The 20,746-nt window shown below is 65.3% G+C and carries 16 protein-coding genes; 2 read left to right on the forward strand and 14 right to left on the reverse strand.

The window, feature by feature from the left end; all coding sequences use genetic code 11:
• Positions 1-28 precede the first annotated feature (28 nt).
• From EAG14_RS14155 to EAG14_RS14165, 3 genes are all read right to left on the reverse strand, one after another.
• Positions 29-1,144: an adenylate/guanylate cyclase domain-containing protein gene (locus EAG14_RS14155; RefSeq protein WP_121729265.1), complete on the reverse strand. Its 1,116-nt coding sequence runs from the start codon at positions 1,142-1,144 to the stop codon at positions 29-31.
• Between the two features lie 159 nt (positions 1,145-1,303).
• Positions 1,304-2,134, reverse strand: a complete 831-nt coding sequence (locus tag EAG14_RS14160; protein WP_240456791.1) for a metallophosphoesterase — start codon at positions 2,132-2,134, stop codon at positions 1,304-1,306.
• Between the two features lie 92 nt (positions 2,135-2,226).
• A complete protein-coding gene (locus EAG14_RS14165) occupies positions 2,227-3,021 on the reverse strand; it encodes a diacylglycerol kinase family protein (RefSeq protein WP_371414353.1) in 795 nt (264 codons plus the stop codon).
• Between the two features lie 541 nt (positions 3,022-3,562).
• Here EAG14_RS14165 and EAG14_RS14170 point away from each other — a divergent pair.
• Positions 3,563-4,393 carry a phosphatase PAP2 family protein gene (locus tag EAG14_RS14170; protein ID WP_121729266.1) on the forward strand — a complete coding sequence of 277 codons (831 nt, stop codon included), beginning with the start codon at positions 3,563-3,565 and terminating at the stop codon, positions 4,391-4,393.
• Positions 4,394-4,484: 91 nt separating this feature from the next.
• Here EAG14_RS14170 and urtE read toward each other — a convergent pair whose 3' ends face one another.
• The 5 genes from urtE to urtA form a co-directional block, all read right to left on the reverse strand.
• A complete protein-coding gene (gene urtE, locus EAG14_RS14175) occupies positions 4,485-5,177 on the reverse strand; it encodes an urea ABC transporter ATP-binding subunit UrtE (RefSeq protein WP_099654850.1) in 693 nt (230 codons plus the stop codon).
• Positions 5,178-6,205: 1,028 nt separating this feature from the next.
• A complete protein-coding gene (urtD, locus tag EAG14_RS14185) occupies positions 6,206-7,081 on the reverse strand; it encodes an urea ABC transporter ATP-binding protein UrtD (protein ID WP_121729268.1) in 876 nt (291 codons plus the stop codon).
• Positions 7,078-8,214: an urea ABC transporter permease subunit UrtC gene (urtC, locus tag EAG14_RS14190; protein WP_121729269.1), complete on the reverse strand. Its 1,137-nt coding sequence runs from the start codon at positions 8,212-8,214 to the stop codon at positions 7,078-7,080. Before urtC ends, urtD begins: the two co-directional genes overlap by 4 nt.
• A gap of 20 nt (positions 8,215-8,234) precedes the next feature.
• Positions 8,235-9,815 (reverse strand): urea ABC transporter permease subunit UrtB, encoded by a 1,581-nt coding sequence (gene urtB, locus EAG14_RS14195; protein ID WP_121729270.1) that lies wholly within the window; start codon positions 9,813-9,815, stop codon positions 8,235-8,237.
• 158 nt (positions 9,816-9,973) lie between these two features.
• Positions 9,974-11,236, reverse strand: a complete 1,263-nt coding sequence (gene urtA / locus EAG14_RS14205; RefSeq protein ID WP_121729271.1) for an urea ABC transporter substrate-binding protein — start codon at positions 11,234-11,236, stop codon at positions 9,974-9,976.
• 120 nt (positions 11,237-11,356) lie between these two features.
• Between urtA and EAG14_RS14210 the strand changes: the two genes are divergently transcribed.
• Positions 11,357-13,090, forward strand: coding sequence for a hypothetical protein (locus EAG14_RS14210; RefSeq protein ID WP_162996007.1), 1,734 nt, complete (start codon positions 11,357-11,359; stop codon positions 13,088-13,090).
• A 93-nt stretch (positions 13,091-13,183) separates the two neighbouring features.
• On the opposite strand, the gene EAG14_RS14215 is transcribed toward EAG14_RS14210, so the two are convergent.
• The 6 genes from EAG14_RS14215 to EAG14_RS14240 form a co-directional block, all read right to left on the reverse strand.
• On the reverse strand, positions 13,184-14,290 hold the full coding sequence (locus EAG14_RS14215) for a sensor domain-containing diguanylate cyclase (RefSeq protein WP_240456792.1): 1,107 nt from the start codon (positions 14,288-14,290) through the stop codon (positions 13,184-13,186).
• A gap of 535 nt (positions 14,291-14,825) precedes the next feature.
• Entirely contained in the window at positions 14,826-16,556 is a 1,731-nt protein-coding gene (locus tag EAG14_RS14220; protein ID WP_121729273.1) for a biotin carboxylase N-terminal domain-containing protein, read from the reverse strand.
• 47 nt (positions 16,557-16,603) lie between these two features.
• The gene (pxpB, locus tag EAG14_RS14225) at positions 16,604-18,217 is read right to left on the reverse strand and encodes a 5-oxoprolinase subunit PxpB (protein WP_121729274.1); all 1,614 of its coding nucleotides are present in this window, start codon (positions 18,215-18,217) and stop codon (positions 16,604-16,606) included.
• Between the two features lie 6 nt (positions 18,218-18,223).
• Positions 18,224-19,009, reverse strand: a complete 786-nt coding sequence (locus EAG14_RS14230; protein ID WP_121729275.1) for a LamB/YcsF family protein — start codon at positions 19,007-19,009, stop codon at positions 18,224-18,226.
• A gap of 70 nt (positions 19,010-19,079) precedes the next feature.
• Positions 19,080-19,751 (reverse strand): pyroglutamyl-peptidase I, encoded by a 672-nt coding sequence (gene pcp / locus EAG14_RS14235; protein ID WP_121729276.1) that lies wholly within the window; start codon positions 19,749-19,751, stop codon positions 19,080-19,082.
• A gap of 35 nt (positions 19,752-19,786) precedes the next feature.
• A complete protein-coding gene (locus EAG14_RS14240) occupies positions 19,787-20,743 on the reverse strand; it encodes a DUF979 domain-containing protein (RefSeq protein WP_099740619.1) in 957 nt (318 codons plus the stop codon).
• Positions 20,744-20,746: the final 3 nt, after the last annotated feature.

Below are 20,746 nucleotides of genomic sequence, written 5' to 3' on the forward strand. Positions count from 1 at the left end.
TGCGACCTCAGGCACTGCAGCCCCGGGCTTACCCGGCAGCCACCATCATCTGCACAAACATCTGCGCACGGGCCTCAAACTCCGCGCTGGTCGAGGTGAACTCCACACCCGCCATAGGATGGGGAGTGTCGGTTTTGAGGGTTACGACACGGGCATAGAGGTCTCGGGCCTGGTATTGCACCAAGGTCAGGTCGAAAGACAGGCGCACCTCGCCTTGCAAATCCAGCGGCTCGACCAACTCCAGCATGGCCCCGTGGTAGCCCATGTCGCGGATCACGGCTTGGGCCACATGGGGCAGGACAACGCCGTCCTGCACGATCTGGTAAGTGCAGGGAATCCGTACCTCCACCCGGTGGCTGCGTCGGAACTCCTGGCGAGGCACCTTGAGCCTGCGGGTGGGAATGGCCACCAGCTCACGCATGCTGATGGGCTGGCTATAGCCCTTGACGAACACCTGCATGGGCGCCGTGGCAGACACCAGTCCCCAGCAGCGCTCATAGGTTTCTTCGCTGATCAGCACCTGCCCGCGCAAACTGAAGGCCTGCAACCTGAAAGCCAGATTGACCAAATCTCCCATCACGGTGAAATGCGAGAACGCATCCGACCCGATGCGCCCGGCCAGCGCCTTGCCCGTGCTCAAGCCAATGCCCATGAACACCTGCGGCACCCGGTCGCGCATATGCTCCATGTTCAGGTCACGCATGGCCATTTGCATCTCTACCGCGCACATCACGGCCCGCTGCACATCGTCGCTTCGGGGGTTTTCTGCGCCAAAAAACACCTTGATCGCATCGCCCGAGAGCTGGTCGATGGTGCCTTGGTACCGGGTGATGACTTCAATGAGCTTGGCCAGGCAGCGGTTCAAAGGCTCCAGATCGGCTGCATCAGGGTTTTGGCTGTCCGTCACAGGCCCACCACGCAACTTGGCCCAAAGGACGGTGACGTCGCGCGAGACCAATGAAAACGCATAGGGTGCCATGCTGGTCTGCGCAGCCAAGCGCAGCGTGGCCGACATCTCCGCCCGGGCCGTAGCGCTGAGCGGGCTCCCCTTGTCCCGGGAGACCAGGCCATCGAGGTGCTGGAGAACCTCATCGGGGTCAAAGGCAGATGGACCGGTGGTCGAGGCTGTGGTGTCTTTGTCCATGGTTGTACTGAAAGCCCATCTGTTGGCACTGCAAACTTGCAATCAAGCGATGGCCGGCCACAAAACGGTGGCGCAGCCCACCGCCGCAGAATAGGCCCGCCTTGCAGGATGGTCAATATCGTGTTTCTACGTGCCTGTTCGCTCCTGGCAACAGGTCCCTCACCCCAGCGGTCTCGCCTCCACGCAGACAAAGTCGCCTGTTTTCGCATCAAAGTCCCAGCGCTGGGCATGGCGCTGAAGCGGTGCTGGCCCAACGTGCTCCAGGCCCACGGCGGGCACGACGGACTGCACCTGCAGCACCACCAAACTATTCGGCTGCCCCCAGCGCAAACGGTGCGACACCGCCGTGCCCGCCTGCATGGACCACAGCCCGGGCAAGGGCTGTGACAGGCCTGGCTGGTGCACGTGGCCCGAGAGCAGCATGTCCGCCCCCGCCTCGCGCCAGCGCGCCACCGCGGCATCGGCCCCCAGGGGGCGGTGAGATCGGTCCTGCGCGCAGCGGCCCACCAGAGGGTGGTGGCTGGCCACAATGCACCAGGCGTCATTGGGCGCAGCCAGCAAATCTGCAGCCACCCGGTCGACCTGGCGCGCCGACAGGCTGCCCCGCTCATGCCGCCAAGGCCGGGTGGTGTTCACCCCCACCACACAAAACGGACCGACCTGGCGCTGCGGCTCCAACTGCGCACCAAACTGTGCGGCAAAGCGGTCGTAGGCACGTCCCCAGCGCAGCCACCAGGCAAACAGAGGCAAGTCGTGGTTGCCTGCCAGCACCACACGCTCGGGCACGCCCAGCCCCTGGATGAAATCATGCGCCTGCGCAAATTGCGTGCGGGTGGCGCGTTGGGTCAGGTCGCCCGACACCACCACCACACGGATCTGCAACGCATGGGCCAGGCGCTGCACGGCAGCGCACACCTGCGGGTCGTGCGCACCAAAGTGCAGGTCGGACAAATGCATCAGCCGCTGCGGCTGCATAGCGGGTAAATCCATCGCCAAAGATTCCTCTGACAAAAGCGATTGCGTGCACCGAGCTTCATGGCTTCGGCGGCAGAGCCACCCTGGACCATGAAGGTTGCTTCACATTAAGCGGTGACCAGCGATGGCGCAACGCCCGTGGCGGCAGGCAAAGGCTCCACCGGCGATGCGGGCGTGCGCTCCAGCCTGGTGGGCGCCACCAGCCACAAAGGCCGTGGGTGCAATTTGAAGCACAGCGGTGCATCCATGCGCTCACGCTCGCCATCAAACGCCACTTTGACCCGGCCCTTGCGCCAGCCGCTGGGGCTCACGGTCAGCTCAGCGCAGGCCAGGCTCAGCACGGCGGGGTCTTGCTCCAACTGCCCCAGTGCCGCCCGCCACACAGTGCGCGCCATGGCCCAGCGGCCCTGGGGCTTGAGCAGCACCACCGCCAGCTGCCCCCCCTGCGCCACCGACTGCGCCTGGGGCAGCCCCACCTGCTCCAGCTGCAGCGGGTTGTTGCCCACAAACAAAGTGGTTACCTGGTGCTCTTGTTCGTACACCTGCGCGCCCTGGTGGGTGCGCACCAGCACCCGCCAGCGCCGCCCTGACGATGGCCGCAGCATGCTCCACACCGCCGCGCCCATGGCCACCCAGCGCGAGCGGCCAAACCGGCGCGTGGCCTGCTCACGCTCGGCCAGCAGGCGCGGGTACAAGCCCACACTGGCGTTCACCAGAAACACGCGGTCGTTCACAAAGCCCACCTGCACCGGCCGCAGCTCGCCTGCACGCAGGGCCTGCAGCAGCTGCAGCACGGCCGCCTCGGCATCCATCGCAAGGCCCTGCTCGCGGCTGAAGTAATTGAAGGTGCCCATCGGCACCACCCCCATGGGCACCCCGGCGCGCAGGGCCGCAGCGGCCACAGCGTTGATGGTGCCATCCCCCCGGCGGCCACCAGCAGCCCCGCGCTGTCGCGCGCAGCGGCTGCGGCATGGTCGGCCAGTTGCACGATATCGCCCCGCTCGCGCGGCACATGCCACACCACGGGGTGGTCGCACTGGGCAAAGGCCCCGCTCAGTTGCGAGCGCGCCAGGTCCAGATCCGCCCCCGGGCGCAGGGGCACCACCAGGTGAACGGGGCTTTGGGCATGGAGCAGCAAGGGGCTTTGAAAATCGGTCATGGCAGCGGGCAGGCGTAGGGCCTGCGGAGGGTTCGGAGAGAGACAAGCGCCGCCGGGCGCATACCCATGGATGGTGCCCAGCCCCTCGCCCCTTGGCAGCCAGCGCGCTGCGCTGCTGCATGTCAGCAGGCACCTACAAAGGCGCACCGCCCACCCGCCGATACCGTGCCAGCGGCGGGGAATAGCCTGCCGCAGCCGGGCACTTCGTGTAAAAACACGGCCCTTGCCAGCGCTGCGGCGCTGCCCCCACCCACCTTTGCCGCAACCCAAAGAAGAAGCCCCTGATGACCCTGGACACCCTGGCCCCCTGGATCGCCCAACACCCCCTACCGCTGTGGCTGTGCGGCATGGCCCTGTGCGCACTGCTGGGCGGCCTGGCACTGCAAGGCCTGCGGGCACTGCGCCACCAGCAATCGCCCCTGCGCCGCTGGCTGCACCCCGCCAGCGCCACCGCGTTGCTGGTGATGGCCATGGCTGCCACCGCCTGCGCGCTGCTGGCAGGCGGTGCGGTGCTGGCCGCCCTGGCCGAGAGCGGGCAGGCCACAGGCACCTGGGGGCGGGTGGACGAGGCCATTGCCCACCAACTGCGCACCCAGGCCAGCATGGGGGACCTGCGGTGGTTCGCCACCGTTACCCATCTGGGCGACAGCTGGGTGCTGGCGGCATTGACCGTGGCGGTGACAGCAGCGCTGTGGTGGCGCAAGCACCGCCTGCTGGCCGTGGGCTGGTTCGTGGCCATGGCCGGCAACGGGCTGTTGACCAAGATCCTCAAAGACGTGTTTGCCCGCGTGCGGCCCGAGCATGTGCACGGCGCAGCCCAGGCCGATGGCTTCAGCTTTCCGAGTGGGCACAGCAGCGCATCCATCGTGGCCTACGCCATGCTGGCGTATCTGGCAGTGCGGCTGCTGCCCCGGCGCTGGCACCTGCCTGCGGCCTGTACAGCAGGCGCGCTGGTCTTCACCACCGGTTTCAGCCGCGTGGTGCTGCACGTGCACTACGCCAGCGATGTGCTGGCCGGCTGGCTGCTGGGCGGCACCTGGATGGTATGCACCGTGCTCATCATGGACAGCATGGCCCGCTGGCGCGGCGCACCGCCCACGCTGGCCCACCAATAAGAGCGGCCAACAACACTCAGCGAAGCGGTTCTGGCCAGGCGCTGCGTCGCCAGGGAAGTTTTGTTGGCCACTGTAAAAGCGAAGGCCGGCTTCAAATGGCCACGAGGTTGCGGATGCCCTTGGCCTCCATCTCGCTGCCAGGACCGCGTGCAATGACTTCGCCGCGCTCCATCACCAGGTAGTCGTCGGCCAGCTCCTGCGCAAAGTCGTAGTACTGCTCGCACAGCAAGATCGCCATCTCCCCCTGGTCCGCCAGCATGCGAATCACCCGGCCGATGTCTTTGATGATGCTGGGCTGGATGCCTTCGGTGGGCTCATCCAAGATGAGCAAACGCGGGCCGGGCGCCAGCGCGCGGGCGATGGCCAGTTGCTGTTGTTGGCCACCCGACAGGTCGCCGCCCCGGCGCTTGAGCATCTGCTTGAGCACGGGGAAGAGTTCATACAGGTGCGGGGGCACGGGGGTGGAGCCACTTTTGTACGCCAAGCCCATGCGCAGGTTTTCTTCCACCGTCAGACGCCCGAAAATTTCGCGACCCTGGGGGACGAAACCGATGCCTGCGCGGGCACGGTCGTAGGGGGTGGCCTTGTCGATGGGTTGGCCGTCGAAGGCAATGGAGCCGCTTTTGATGGGCACCAGGCCCATGAGGCTTTTGAGCAGCGTGGTTTTACCCACGCCGTTGCGGCCGAGCAGGACGGTGACTTTGCCGGGGGTGGCGGTGAGGCTCACGTCGCGCAGGATGTGGGAGCCGCCGTAGTACTGGTTGATGTTTTGGACGGTGAGCATGGTGGTTTTATGGGTGTTTTGGGCTCTAGCGCATGTATATCAAGCGCTGGCCGCTATTGTTTTTGAAGCGCTTCGTGTGCTTGCTCAGAGGCAGTCCGGATGTGTTGAGCACAAACCAACCGTTCGGGCTGAGCTTGCCTGTCCTGAGCTTGGTCGAAGGGTCGAAGCCGGGGCTTGCTCGCTGGTCTTTGCGGAGTGCCTGATGTGAGGGCGGGTGCCGGGATGTGCGCCCGGCGGCGCACCTTCTTTTCTTGCGTCGCCAAGAAAAGAAGGCAAAAGAAGGCGACCCCACTGTCTGCGTCCCCAGCGCTGCGCGCTGGGGCAACCTGCGGTGCTCGCGTCCAGCGGGGTCTCGCTCAAACTCGCTGCGCTCAAACAGTCGCGAGCCCTGATCCGCTGGCCGCTGCGCTCCTCGGCGCATACAGAGGGGGGGACAGCCAACATCCATTCGGGCCATTGCTTCGCTCGGCCCTGCATGCGCAGCGCGTGGCGCTTGCGCCCGAGAGGTGGGGTCGAGCGCAGCAACGACCCGTGTGGCTGTTTTGGCGTTCGGCTGTCCACCCCCTGTGGCTGCGCCGGTGCCGGAGCGGTTGCGGGGTGGCACGCGCGTCGAAGCGCGCGTGCTTCGTGAACTGACTTGCCGCAGCTGTTTGAACGGTGCGCCGCAGGCGCGCAATGAGTTCTGCAGCGCACCCCGCAACCGCTCCGGCGCAGGTTTGCCCCGAAGCGCAGCGCAGGGGTCGCAGACTTGGGGTCGCCTTTCTTTTGCTTACTTTTTTTGGGCCGGCCACCCGGTTGCGAAGCAAAGAAAAGTGAGTCGCCTGCCGGGGCGACAACCCGGCTCCCGCCCTCAACCCAGGCACACCGCCTGATCAACCCACAAGCCCCGGCTTCGACAGGCACAGCCCGAACGGTTGGGGAAAAGCGCTCAGGCTTCGCCCCTTCGACCAAGCTCAGGGCAGGCAAACTCAGCCCGAACGGATAGCGGACGCTCTCGTATTCCAATGAACCAGGGCAAAACGACACCATCACCGCCCCAAATAAACCTCAATCACCCGCTCATCCGCCTGCACCTGGTCCAACGTACCTTCGGCCAGCACAGCGCCATCACACAGCACCGTCACCTTCTCAGAGATGGTGCGGATGAACCCCATGTCATGCTCCACCACCATCAGCGAATGCTTGCCCTTGAGCGTGAGGAACAACTCCGCAGTCCGCGCCGTCTCCTCATCCGTCATCCCCGCCACCGGCTCGTCCAGCAGCAACAGCTTCGGGTCCTGCATCAGCAGCATGCCAATCTCCAGCCACTGCTTTTGCCCGTGGCTCAGATTGCCCGACTGCCGCGTCACGCTGTCGGCCAGGTGAATCGTGTGCAGCACGTCGGCCAGCCGGTCCGACTGCGCGGAGTCGAGCTTGAAGAACATGCTCGACTTCACGCCCTTGTGGGTCTTCAAAGCCAGCTCCAGGTTTTCAAACACCGTGAGCTGCTCGAACACCGTGGGTTTTTGAAACTTGCGGCCGATCCCCAAGCTGGCAATCTCGGGCTCGTTGTGGCGCAACAGGTCGATGGTGGAGCCGAAGAACACCGTGCCCTTTTGTGGCTGCGTCTTGCCGGTGATGATGTCCATCATCGTGGTCTTGCCCGCACCGTTGGGGCCGATGATGCAGCGCAGCTCACCGGGGGCGATGTCCAGGCTCAGGCCGTTGATGGCCTTGAAGCCGTCAAAGCTCACATGCACGTCTTCGAGGTACAAGATGCGGCCGTGGGTCACATCGACCTCGCCGGGCACGGCGATGCGCGAGAAGCCTGCCGCACGGCCTCCGGACTCGGTTTGGCCCACGGGCGCAGGCGCAAGCCTGGCCTCGATGCGCCGTGCGCCCTCTTCCATCAAATCGGGCGTCATTGCGCAGCTCCTTTCTTGCTTGTCTTGTCTTTGATTTTCTTGACCAGACCGACCACGCCATTGGGCAGAAACAGCGTGACGGCAATGAACAGCGCGCCCAGAAAATACAGCCAGAACTCTGGCGCCGTCACGGTGAGCCAGCTCTTGGCCCCGTTGACAATGAACGCCCCCACGATGGGACCGATCAGCGTGGCGCGGCCACCCACGGCGGCCCACACGGCGATCTCGATGGAGTTGGCGGCGCTCATTTCGCCGGGGTTGATGATGCCGACCTGGGGCACATACAGGGCGCCCGCCACGCCGCACATCATGGCGCTGATGGTCCAGATGGTGAGCTTGTAGGGCAGCGGCGAATAGCCCGAGAACATGACACGGCTCTCGGCATCGCGCACAGCCTGCAGCACGCGGCCAAACTTGCTGCGTACCAGCCAGCGCGCCAGCAGGAAGAAGCCCAGCAGCGACAACCCCGTCAGCACGAACAGCGTCATGCGCATGTTCTGCGTGGCAATGGGCGTGCCCAGGATGCGCTTGAAGTCGGTAAAGCCGTTGTTGCCGCCAAAGCCGGTTTCGTTGCGGAAGAACAGCAGCATGGCCGCATACGTCATGGCCTGCGTGATGATGGAGAAGTACACACCCTTGATGCGCGAGCGGAAGGCGAAGTAGCCGAACACAAACGCGATCACGCCCGGCACGGCCACGATGAGGATCAGCGTGGCGATGAAGCTGTCGGACAGCGCCCAGTGCCAGGGCAGCTCCTTCCAGTCGAGGAACACCATGAAGTCCGGCAGGTCGCTCTTGTAGTTGCCGTCGCGGCCGATCTGGCGCATGAGGTACATGCCCATCACGTAACCGCCCAGCGCAAAGAACAGGCCGTGGCCCAGGCTCAGGATGCCGGTGTAGCCCCAGATCAGGTCCATGGCCAGTGCACAGATGGCGTAGCACATGATCTTGCCGAGCAGCGCCACGGCGTAGTCCGACAGGTGGAACATGCTGCCTGCGGGCACCCAGAGGTTGAGCACGGGTGCCACGGCGCACACCACGATGAGCGCCACGATAAAGGCCGACCAGCCACCGCGCGTGAGCAGCGGCGCCGGTGCGGGCAGTTGGATGTTGGGAGAGGTTGGCGTAGTCATGATCAGTCGTCTCTGGTGCTTCAGTCGGCCGTACGCCCTTTGACCGCGAAGATGCCCTGGGGCCGCTTCTGGATGAAGATGATGATGAACACCAGCACCGCAATCTTGGCCAGCACCGCGCCCGCCCAGCCTTCGAGGAACTTGTTCAGGATGCCCAGACCCAGCGCGGCATACACGGTGCCCGCCAGCTGGCCCACGCCGCCCAGCACCACGACCATGAAGGCATCGACGATGTAGCTCTGGCCCAGATCCGGCCCCACATTGCCCACCTGGCTCAGCGCGCAGCCCGCCAAGCCCGCAATGCCCGAGCCCAGTGCAAAGGCCATGGTGTCGATGCGCGCCGTGTTCACACCCATGCACGAGGCAATGGGGCGGTTTTGCGTGACACCACGCACGAACAAGCCCAGGCGCGTGCGCCCGATCAGGTAGCCCATGCCCAGCAGCACGGCAATCGCAAAGCCGATGATGACGAGGCGGTTGTAGGGCAGCGTGAGGTTGGAGAGCACCTGCACGCCGCCGCTCATCCACGCGGGGTTTTCCACGCCCACGTTCTGCGCGCCAAAAATCGTGCGCACCAGTTGCATCAGCACCAGGCTGATGCCCCAGGTGGCCAGCAGCGTCTCCAGGGGGCGGCCGTACAGAAAGCGCAGCACGCCGCGCTCCAGCACCGCGCCCACGGCAGCCGAGGCGCCAAACGCCAGCGGCAGCGCAGCGACCAGGTACCAGTCGAACGCGCCCGGAAAATACTTTTGGAAGATGCCCTGCACCACATAGGTGGCGTAGGCGCCGATCATCATCAGCTCGCCGTGGGCCATGTTGATCACGCCCATCAGGCCGTAGGTGATGGCCAGGCCCAAGGCGACGAGCAGCAGGATGGAGCCCAGGCTGATGCCCGAGAACGCAGCGCCCAGGCGTTCGCCCCACGCGAGCTGGCCTTCCATGGCGCGCAGTGCGGCCTGCAGTGCGGCCTTGACCTTGGCGTCTTCTTCGACCGTGACGCGCTCGTTGAGCAGCAGCCGCGTATCGGGCGTGGCGCTGAGCGACAGTGCCTGGGCTGCAGCGATGCGCTGCGCAGCGTCGTCGCTGCCCAGCAGCGTGGCGGCGCGCGCCAGCTCCAGCTGGGTCTTGATCTTGTCGTTGGTTTCCTGCGCCAGCGCCTTGTCGAGCAATGGCAGGCGACCTGCATCCGGCTCCTTGGCCAGCGCCTTGGCAGCGGCCATGCGCTTGGCCTCATCCTTGCCAAACAGCGCCAGGCCCGCCAGGGCCGTGTCGATCTCACCACGCATGCGGTTGTTGTTGATGATGTCTTCGGCATCGGCGGGCACAGGCACCTCAGCGCCGCTCACCGGGTCAATGCCTTTGTCGTCACGCACGATCAGGGCCTTGCCTGCGGCGACCTTCACCGCGTCATCGGCCAGCGCCTGCAAAAAGACGGCGGTGCGTTCGCTAGGCTCCACGACGGCTTGCTGCACGGCAGCCACGCGGTCATCAGTCTCACCAGCAGCCATCGCCAGGGCCTGCTCGGCGGTAAGTGCGTACGCCTGCGCAGTTGCACACAGCAGAACGCAGGCGATCAGACGAGAAAAAATGGAGGAATGCATGACGGAGGCTCTTTGAAGTCGCAGTGGGCCGCCGCGCAGGCGCGATGCGAAGGCGAGAGCCGCCGCGCAAGGGCCGCCCCGCCGCGCTGGCGGCGTCCCCCCTCCCACGCGCCAGCGTGAGAGAGGGGGTGAAGGCGCTCTAGCGCCTCAGGGGGGTGTTACTTCTTCTCAGGCTCGTCAGCCTTCTTGTCATTGCCTTCGATGTACGGGCTCCATGGCTTGGCCTTCACAGGGCCAGGGGTCTTCCACACCACGTTGAACTGGCCGTCGGCCTTGATCTCGCCGATGAACACGCTCTTGTGCAGGTGGTGGTTCTTCTCGTCCATCTTGCTGACGATGCCGCTGGGCGCCTTGAAGGTCTGGCCGGCCATCGCTGCGATCACCTTGTCGGTGTCCGTGCTCTTGGCCTTGGTCACGGCCTGGGCCCACATGTTCACGCCGATGTAGGTGGCTTCCATCGGGTCGTTGGTGAGCGGCTTGTCCTTGTGGCCAGCAATGCCCTTGGCCTTGGCGTAGTCGCTCCACTTCTTGATGAAGGCGGTGTTCTCAGGGTTCTTGATGGACTGGAAGTAGTTCCAGGCCGCCAGGTGGCCCACGAGTGGCTTGGTGTCCACGCCGCGCAGCTCTTCCTCGCCCACGCTGAAGGCGACGACAGGAACGTCCTTGGCTTTCAGGCCTGCATTGCCCAGCTCTTTGTAGAACGGCACGTTGGAGTCGCCGTTGATGGTGGACACCACCGCCGTCTTGCCGCCCTGGCTGAACTTCTTGATGTCGGCCACGATGGTCTGGTAGTCAGAGTGGCCAAACGGGGTGTACTTCTCGTCGATGTCACTGTCCTTCACGCCCTTGGACTTGAGGTAGGCGCGCAGGATCTTGTTGGTGGTGCGGGGGTACACATAGTCGGTACCCAGCAGCACCCAACGCTTGGCGCTACCGCCGTCCTTGCTCATCAGGTAGTCCACCGCAGGGATGGCTTGCTGGTTGGGCGCAGCGCCGGTGTAGAACACGTTCTTGGACAGTTCTTCACCCTCGTACTGCACGGGGTAGAACAGCAGGCCGTTCATTTCTTCGACCACGGGCAGCACCGACTTGCGGCTCACCGAAGTCCAGCAGCCGAAGATGACCGACACCTTGTCCTGGCCCAGCAGCTGCTTGGTCTTTTCAGCGAACAGCGGCCAGTTGGAGGCCGGGTCCACGATCACGGGCTCGAGCTTCTTGCCCAGCACACCGCCCTTGGCGTTGATCTCGTCAATGGCCATCAGCACCGTGTCTTTCAACACCGTTTCAGAAATAGCCATGGTGCCCGACAGGCTGTGCAGCACACCCACCTTGATGGTATCTGCCGCATGGACTGGGAGTGCAGACAGGCCAGCGAGCGTAGCGACGGCCGCGAGGGCTTTGAGGGAATAACGACGTTGCATGTGATCTCCGGTAGGTAAGGGGGTCAAACCGCTTCGCCCTGCCCGCCGGGGTTGCCGGTGGGCCGTGTGGTGCGATGGAGTGGATTCTGGAGAGCCCCTGGCTTTCGGGAAATACGCCGGGTGGCGTACACCGGGCTGGCGGGCGGCGGCTGCATGCGGGCCCAACCGCACAAACCGACAACCGGACAACTTGTCCACCACAGCTCCCGTGGCCGGGACGTATATTCCATGCGCCACCGCGCAGGGCCGCGATCCTGCACACCGCCATCGGCCCGTCGCAAGGGTGGCCCCAGTTCTCGTTCAAAGGAATCTTTTGTGCCAACCAACGATGCCCTGCCCACCCTGGAAGAACTTGCAGCCCTGGAGACACTTTTCCAAGGAATGGACAGTTACTTCAGTGAAAGCGGTGAACGCCGCCGCTTCATGCACACGGCCAACGCGCTGATCGACAGCGACCTGCAACTCTTGCAGGCCGTGCTGGCAGGCAAGCTCACCCGCGAAGCGGCCCGAGAGGGAGCAGCCCAGGCGCACAGCCCGCTGCGCATTGCCAACGCGTTGCTGGAGCTGGAGACCACGGTCCGAAAAAGCAAGGACCTGGTGCTGCTGGACTTCATCTTTACGCTGCTGCAATCGAAAAAAGTGGTCACAGGCCTGAACCGTGCGTGGTTCTTTCCCTGGGAAAAGGCGCTGGTGCTGAACAAGCAACTGAGCGCTGATCAGCTGCGCTTTGTCTGGCTGAACAGGAAGGCGCATTACGCCAAGGAACTGGTTCCCGACTCTGTGCGCCTGCTGGCCAAACACCCCAGGTGCCCGCCGGACGTACTTGAAGCCGTTTTGCCCATGGACGACGCAAGGCTGCGCAAGATCATTGCCATGCACCCCAACACATCGGCGGAACTCACGCGTTTCTTTCTCAACAGCCCGCGCAAGCCCGAACGCCTGAACCTCGCCATGTCGAGCCATGCCAGCAGCGACGTGTTGTTGAGCCTGCTGCGCGACAAGCATGACGAGGTCAGCCGCGCAGCGAAGAAGAACCTGACCCAGCGCTTTGCAGGGCTACAGACCACCGACGCTGCGATTGATGCGGCCATCGCCACCCACATCGCCAAACCTTACGTAAAACCAGCCAACCCCAAGCCTGAATTCAACCCCTGGAAGGCCGCCCAGGCCAGTCACGACAAGATTCTGGCAATGGACGGTGGCCAGCGCAAACGGGTGGCCGACGCCACCACCGATGCAGCGTTGCTGCGCCTGTTGGCCACTGACAGCAGCAAAGCCGTGCGCAGGGCCGTGGCAAAAAGGGGATGGTGCGATCTGGAGGTGCTCCAAGTGCTGGCACAAGACCCGGACACCGAGACGTCAAACAACGCGCTGAGGGTGATTTTCAAGAACACCCCAAATGCCATTGCGGAAGACTTGTTAAGCGCCGAGGCGGTGGATGCGGCGCACCGGGAGATCGCTCGGCATGTCGCGCAAAACAACCACACGCCTTATGGCGATGAAAAATGCAGCCCACAAGAAAAGCAGAATTTTGCGCGGGCCATGCTGGTGGCCGAGTACTCCAACAACCCCATGATCCAGCGGATGCTGGTCAAAGACCTGCAAGCCATCCCCGAGACGCACACGGCACGCTGGGAACTGCTCGCATGCGCAGCTGCCAACAGGCATCTGGGCGAGACCGTCAGCAGACAAATCATCGTTGACCTGGGGTTCGGCGGGTTTGAGCCCATCCAGCGATGCAACAGCGCGGCCCTGCTGCGAGAGCTGCTGAAGCCGGGCGCCATCCAGCCGCACTACCACTCCACCGTGCAAGCCCGCCTGGCCGAATTGGTGGCCACAGAAGCCGCGAACTAGGACGAGGCAAAAGCGGCGGCCCCCTATGACACGGGTGGTCGGCAGTGCCGCGGCAGGGCTGGACAAAGACGGTCCCCGCCCATTTACAGCGATTTACTCCGAAGCAAACAAGGACAAGTTGTTGCCATCGGCGCTGTACACAGCATTGCGCCCAGTGCCCTTGGCTTGGTAGAGCGCATGGTCCGCCCGGTTGACCAATGCCTCGAAATTCAGGGGTTCACCCGGCAAGCCGGTGACCACCCCTATGCTCACCGTGACAGACAGGCGCGGGCCCTGATCGTTGACGGGCATGCCCATGGCAGCCACTTCACTGCGAAAGGACTCAGCAGCCTTCAAGGCGCTCGGCCCGTCCGTCTCGGGCAGCACGATCACGAACTCCTCGCCCCCAAACCTGGCAACGATGTCTCCCCCGGCACGCTGGCGCGCCTGAAAGACCTGGGCCACGGCGCAGAGCATGCGGTCACCGACCAAGTGCCCCCAGGCGTCGTTGACCGATTTGAAGAAGTCGATATCGACCACCAGCACAGACAAGGGGTGGCCAAAGCGCTCGGCGCGCCGGCACTCGGCGTCCCCCAGTTGCATGAGCGTGCGCCGATTGCAAAGGCCGGTAAGAGGGTCCTTGGAAGCAAGGCCCTCCAGCGTTTCATTGAGCTGCTGAAGCAGGGCGTTTTGCTCGCGCAGCTGCTGGTTGATATCTGCAATCTCTTGCTCGCGGCGCTTGCGATCGTCGATGTTGAACGTGACACCAATCAAGCGGCGCCCCGGTGTGGCGGCGTGGGCATCCATGATGCGGCCGTAATTCGCAAACCACACCCACGCCCCCTGCTTGGAACGCAACCGAAACTCGCAGCGGTACTGCGGCGTGACGCCGCTGAGGTGCTCGTGCACCGCCTGGCGAACTACCTCTACATCGTCGGGATGGAAGAGATCAAACAGATCAGGCATCCGGGATGCCATCTCTTCTGGGGTGTAGCCCAGCTCGGTGAACGTCTTGGTGGCCTGGCGGGTGACGGCCCCGGTGACGAGGTCGTTCTCCCACAGGTCCAGCCCTGCGGCCTCCAGGGCCAGCTCCAGCCGGTCTTTATTCAGCTCCGACTCATCGTGCAGGGGCCATGCCAGTGGCGCAGCACTGGCGTCGTCACCCGCAGCGGGGCGGGTGTTCCGATGGGAGGTGCCGCCGGGCGGTTTTGCTTGCTCCATGCGTCAGGCCTGGGGCATGGCCCCGGCACACGGCAGACCGCGCTGCAGCGCCACAAACCCAGCCCACATGCGGGCACGGGCACCTGGCTGCGGCCCAGCGCTGGCAGGCGCACCCACGCCACGGCCTTTGGACACGCCGCGGCAAAGCGCCAGATCGCCACTGGCAATGTCTCTCCAATCCGTTAGCCCGGAGGTCCCAGCCCGCATCATGCGCTCCTGATACTTTTAGAAACAGGTGACGATACGCGACAGCCAGGTAAAGTTAAACCGAAAGTTGCGGGGTGATGCTTATTCTTTATGGGCTATCAAGGCCCGATAGCGTGTGAAGGCCCCCTCTGAACCTGCTTTGATGGGTGTGATGGATCCGAAACGAATCGACTTGAACCGTTCACCAAGCCGAGTCGATGCACCGTGCAAGGTTTCGACCAGCTCCACCCGAGCGGATCTTTCAAGTTCAAAAAGCCCACCCCAACAGGCCCATCGAAACAGAAGCTTCGCCCGGGCTGCGATCACGGCATCCCTCACGGGCACCCTGTCAGGCGATGCGCGCAATCACCGCGCCCAGCGCCTGTGCGGTGCCTGCCGCTGCAGCCAAGGTCACGCGCCCTGCGCGGTGCGCTGTCACCTGCATCTCCATCTTCATGGCTTCCATCACAGCGATCACGTCGCCCTCTTGCACCGTGTCGCCATCGACCACCTTCCAGGCGTGCAGGTTGCCGGCGATGGGCGAGGTGACGGCGGCGGCATCCACCGCAGCCTCTGCCGGTGCGGCGGCACCAGCGCCCTGCCCGCCTGCTGCCGCCAAGCCTTGCAGCAGCACCGCTGGCAGGCCCAGTTGCACGCGGCGGCCGTCGATCTCGATGGCGGTGCGCAGCAAGCTGGTGTCTGCCGCAGGCACGGCCCGCACCGCCGCGGCCAGTGGGGTGGCAAAGTCGGACTCGATCCAGCGGGTGTGCACCTTGAAGCCGTCTGCGCCCACAAAGTCGGGGTGGTCGATGACGGCACGGTGAAAGGGCAGCACCGAAGCCACGCCTTCGATCTGGAACTCGCGCAGCGCACGGCGGGCGCGGGCCAGGGCCTGCTCGCGCGTGGCGCCGGTGACGATGAGCTTGGCCATGAGCGAGTCGAACGTGCCGGGCACCACGGAGCCCGTCTGCACACCTGTGTCCAGCCGCACGCCGGGGCCGGAGGGAGCGTCAAAACGCTGCACCGGGCCGGGGGTGGGCAAGAAGCCTCGGCCCACGTCTTCGGCATTGATGCGGAACTCGATGGAGTGGCCCAGCGGCACAGGCGTTTGTGTGAGGGACAGCGGCAGGCCGTCGGCCACGCGCAGTTGCTCCACCACCAGGTCCACGCCCGTGGTTTGCTCGGTCACGGGGTGCTCCACCTGCAGGCGGGTGTTGACCTCCAGGAACGAGATGGCGCCGCTCTGGCTCAGCAAAAATTCCACCGTGCCCGCGCTCACATAGCCTGCAGCGGCGCAGATGTCACGTGCGGCGGTGTGGATGCGTTCACGCTGCGCGTCGCTCAAAAATGGCGCAGGAGCCTCTTCCACCAGCTTCTGGTTGCGCCGCTGCAGCGAGCAGTCGCGCGTGCCCAGCACCACCACATTGCCGTGGGTGTCGGCCAGCACCTGGGCCTCGATGTGGCGGGGCTTGTCGAGGAACTGCTCCACAAAGCATTCGCCCCGGCCAAAGGCGGTGACGGCTTCGCGCACGGCGGATTCGAACAGCTCGGCCACTTCGTCCATGCGCCAGGCGATCTTCATGCCGCGCCCGCCGCCACCAAAGGCGGCCTTGATGATGATGGGCAGGCCGTTTTGCTCGGCAAAGGCGAGCACTTCGCTCGCGTCCTTCACTGGGTCGGGCGTGCCCACCACCAGCGGCGCGCCCACTTGCAGTGCAATCTTGCGTGCAGACACCTTGTCGCCCAGTTGGGCAATGGTGGCAGGGCGAGGGCCAATCCAGGCCAGGCCTGCATCGATCACGGCCTGGGCAAAGGCGGCGTTTTCCGAGAGGAATCCGTAGCCGGGGTGCACGGCGTCGGCGCCGCTCTTTTTGGCAATGGCCAACAGCTTTTCGACGTTCAGGTAGGTGTCTGCGGGGCGGTCACCGCCCAGACCATAGGCCTCATCGGCCATGCGGGTGTGCAGGGCATCGATGTCGGCATTGGCGTACACGGCGACGGACTGCACGCCGTAGTCGGCACAGGCGCGGGCGATGCGGACGGCGATCTCGCCTCGGTTGGCGATCAAAACTTTTTTCATATCAATGTTCCGGTGTTCTTTGAAAGTGCAACCAACGGCACGAACAATCAAGGCGCAAGCTCTGCAAACGGCTGGATCGGGTTGAACCGCAGCCACGCGCCCACAGGGATCTGCCCTGCGCGGTCGAGGTGGTACGGCGCCACGCAGCCGATGACCGGGTAGCCGCCGGTGAGCGGGTGGTCGGCCAAAAACAGCACGGGCTGGCCGCTGGGCGGTACCTGCAGGGCCCCCAATGCCGTGCCTTCGCTGGGCAGCTCGCCGGTGATGGCGCGGTCCAGAGGCACCTCGCCCGCCAGGCGCAGGCCCACGCGGTTGGATTGGGGCGTGACCTGCCAGCGCTGGGCTGCAAAGCGGGCGATGGCCTCGGGCGTGAACCAGTCGGTGCGCGGGCCCATCACCACGTCCAGCACCACGTCACGCTCCAGCGTGGGCAGGTCGGCGGGCGGCAGCTCGGGCGCGGCCACCACGCAGGTAGCCGGGGCGGGCAGCACGGCCAGCCAGTCGCCCACGGCCACGGGGGCGGGGCCCACATGGGCCAGGGTGTCGGTGGCGCAGCTGCCCATCACGGGCGCTTCGGCAAAGCCGCCGCGCACGGCCACATAGCTGCGCGCGCCTGCGGTGGGTTGGCCCACGGCCAGGGTGTCGCCATCGGCCAGGGCCACGGGCGCGTAGCGCGACATGGGCCAGCGCTGCCCAGAGGCGGTGATCAGCGTCAGCACGGCATCGGCACCGGTGACGGCCACCACGTTCTCGCCCACACTGCGCAGCTGCAGGCCACCGCCCACGGTCTCCAGCGCAGCCAGGTGGCTGGGGTTGCCCACCAGGCGGTTGGCAGCCTTGAGGGCGGCCTGGTCCATCGCACCCGATGCCGACACGCCCTGCCCAGCCTGGCCGTGGCGGCCCAGGTCCTGGAAGACGGTGAGCAACCCGGTGGCACGCACCTGCAACGCGGCCTGCCCTGCGGCAAGGCTGGGCTGCGTGCGGCCAGAGGGTTTAAGGTCTTTTTGGCCTGTAGCGCCCTCTGAATAAGCGCTAGCAGCTATTGATTTAGTAGCAACATCGACAAACCGCACGCGATAGCCAGGCTGCAGCAAGGCGGGCTGTGCGCGGGCAATGTCCCACATGGCCACGGGGGTGGTGCCAATGATTTGCCACCCACCCGGGCTGGCCTGCGGGTACACGCCGCTGAAGGTGCCTGCCAGTCCCACAGAGCCCGCAGGCAGGCGGGTGCGCGGCGTGCTGCGGCGGGGTACGTTCAGGCTGGGGTGGCCGCCGCTCAGGTACGCAAAGCCGGGCGCAAAGCCGGTGAAAGCCACGGTGTACTCGCTGCCCGTGTGGCGCTGCACCACTTCATCCGCAGTGATGCCCAGGATCTGCGCCACCTCGGCCAGGTCTTCGCCGTGGTAGTGCACCGGGATTTCGACCAAGGTATCGCTGCGCTCGGCGCGCTGCGACAGGTCGCGCTGCGCAATGTGCTGCACCAGCACGGCGGCGCTGGTGGCCGAGGGGCGGTAGCGCACCAGGATGGTCCGCGCAGCGGGGACCAGTTCTTCCACACCGGCCAGCGGGGTGTGCTGCAGCGAGGCCAGCAGCGCCAGGGTTTCGTCCAGGTCGGCCAGCTCGACGAGCAGCGAATTGAGGGTGACGGGCAAGAAACGCATGCCGCCTTACCCCTGGGCCGCGGCCATGGAAGGGGCCATGAACGAAGCGATCTTGATGCCATCGGCCTCAAAGCGCTTGCGCAGCTCTTGCGCAATGCCCACGGCATCGGGGCTGTCGCCGTGCACGCAGATCGAGTCGGCCTCGATGCGCACAGTGCTGCCGTCAATGGCTTCGACCACGCCCTCGCGCACCAGGCGCACCATGCGCTGGGCAATCACTTCGGGGTCGTGCAGCACGGCGCCTTTTTCGCGGCGCGACACCAGCGCGCCCTGCGAAGTGTAGGCACGGTCGGCAAAGGCTTCGGACACCACGCGCAGGCCCGCATCGCGGGCCCACTGCACCAGGGGCGATCCGGCCAGGGCCACCAGGGTTAACTGCGGGTTGATGGCGCGAAGGGCGGTGATCACGTCCTTGGCCTGGCGGGCATCTTGGGCAATGGTGTTGTAGAGCGCGCCGTGCGGCTTGACGTAGCGCACGGCAGTGCCCGCAGCCGCCGCCAGCCCTTGCAGGGCACCAATCTGGTAGATCACATCGGCCACCAGCTCGGCGCTGGAGATGTCCATGCTGCGACGGCCAAAGCCCTTGAGGTCTGGGTAGGCCACGTGGGCGCCCACCACCACGCCGCGCGCTGCGGCGGCGCGCAGGGTTTGCAATATGCCGACAGGGTCGCCCGCATGAAAGCCGCAGGCCACATTGGCGCTGCTGACAATCTCCAGCATGGCGGCGTCATCGCCCATCGTCCAGGCGCCCAGGCTTTCGCCCAGGTCGCTGTTGAGGTCTATCGTTGTCATCGTGTTCTCCAGGTGCTGCCGCGTGCAAGGTGCGCGCGGCCAGCGTCGTCAATCAGCGGGGGAGCCAGGCTCAGTGCAGCGCGCCGCCCACTTCGCGCACGTCGGCCTGCACGGCCAGCGCGGTTTCGATGGCCACTTGCAAGCCGCGTACCTGCGTGGCCAAGGCCATGCTGGGCATGCCGGGGTGCAATGCCGCCAGCTCAGGCAAGGTGGGCACATGGATAAAGCCACCGCGCACGCCCCCTGTCCCCCTGGCCAGGTGGTGCATCAGCGCATAGAAGATGTGGTTGCACACAAAGGTGCCTGCGGTGTTGGACACCGCAGCGGGCACGCCCTGGGCGCGCATGTCGCGCACCATGGCCTTGATGGGCAAGGTGGCGAAGTACGCGGTCGGGCCATCGGTGTGCACCGCCGTGTCCACCGGCTGGCGCCCGGCGTTGTCGGGGATGCGGGCGTCGTCCACGTTGATGGCCACGCGCTCGGGCGTGATCTCGGTGCGCCCACCGGCCAGGCCCAGGCAGATCACCAGCGTGGGCTGCCACTGCGCAACCGCCTGCTGCAGGCGGGCTATGGCATCGCCAAAGACGCAGGGCAGCTGCACAGCGCGCACGGTGCAGGCACCACCGGCGGATGCCGGTGTGGCTGGTTGCCAGCCGTCCAGCGCGCGGGCCACTTCCCACGAGGGGTTGAGCGGGTCTTTGTCAAACGGCTCAAAGCCGGTGAGCAGCACGTTCTGCGTCATGGTGTTTCCTTGGAGTTAATGGGGATTAACTAGGGTTAGCGGAACATCAGGAAGTACAGCAAAAACACGTTGGCCGTGAGCAGTGCCAGGGCCGTGGGCACCTGGGCGCGGATGACGGCGTTCTTGTCTGGCAACTCCAGCAGCGCAGCAGGCACGATGTTGAAGTTGGCCGCCATGGGCGTCAGCAGTGTGCCGCAATAGCCCGACAGCATGCCAATGGCCGCCATCACGGCGGGGTCACCGTGGTACACGCCCACCAGCACAGGCACGCCCACGCCGCCCGTCATCACCGGGAAAGCGGCAAAGCCGTTGCCCATGATGATGGTGAACAGCGCCATGCCAATCACATACACGGCCACGGCCACAAAGCGCAGGTCCATGTTGATGTAGGTGGTGGTGACGTAGGCCACGGCCTTGCCCACACCGGCGTCCGAGAACACCAGGCCCAGCATGCCCAGCATTTGCGGCAGCACCAGGGCCCAGCCCAGGGCGTCGGTCAGGCGGCGCGATTCGCGCATGCCTTGTGCAGGGGTTTCACGCGTCAGCCAGCACACCAGCGCCAGCGACAGCACGCAGCCCACGCCCAGGCTCACCAGCGTGGTGTTCTTGGGGTCCAGCAGCGGCACGCCGCCCACCGACAGGTGCTTGGCCGACAAGGTGCCGATCATGGTGACCAGCGGAATCGCCAGGGCTGGGGCAAACAGCTTGTTGCCCAGGCGCTTGGCGCTGGCCGCGTATTCGGCCACGCTGGGGCTTTTGTGCTGGCCACCGGCCACGCCGCCAAAGCCCGCAATCAGCGCCATGGCCACGGCGCCCACGCCCACCCACAGCGGGGGCAACTGGTCGCCCACCAAGAAGACGAGGGCATACAGGCCCCAGAACAAGCCGCTGCTCACGCGCTTGGGGTTGCTGCCATCGGTGAAGGTGGCAATGGACGTGAGGGCCAGCACGGCGCCCACCAGGTAGTACAGGTATTGGATGGAGAGAATCATGGC

It is taken from the genome of Acidovorax sp. 1608163, assembly GCF_003669015.1.
Taxonomy (GTDB): Bacteria; Pseudomonadota; Gammaproteobacteria; order Burkholderiales; family Burkholderiaceae_C; genus Acidovorax.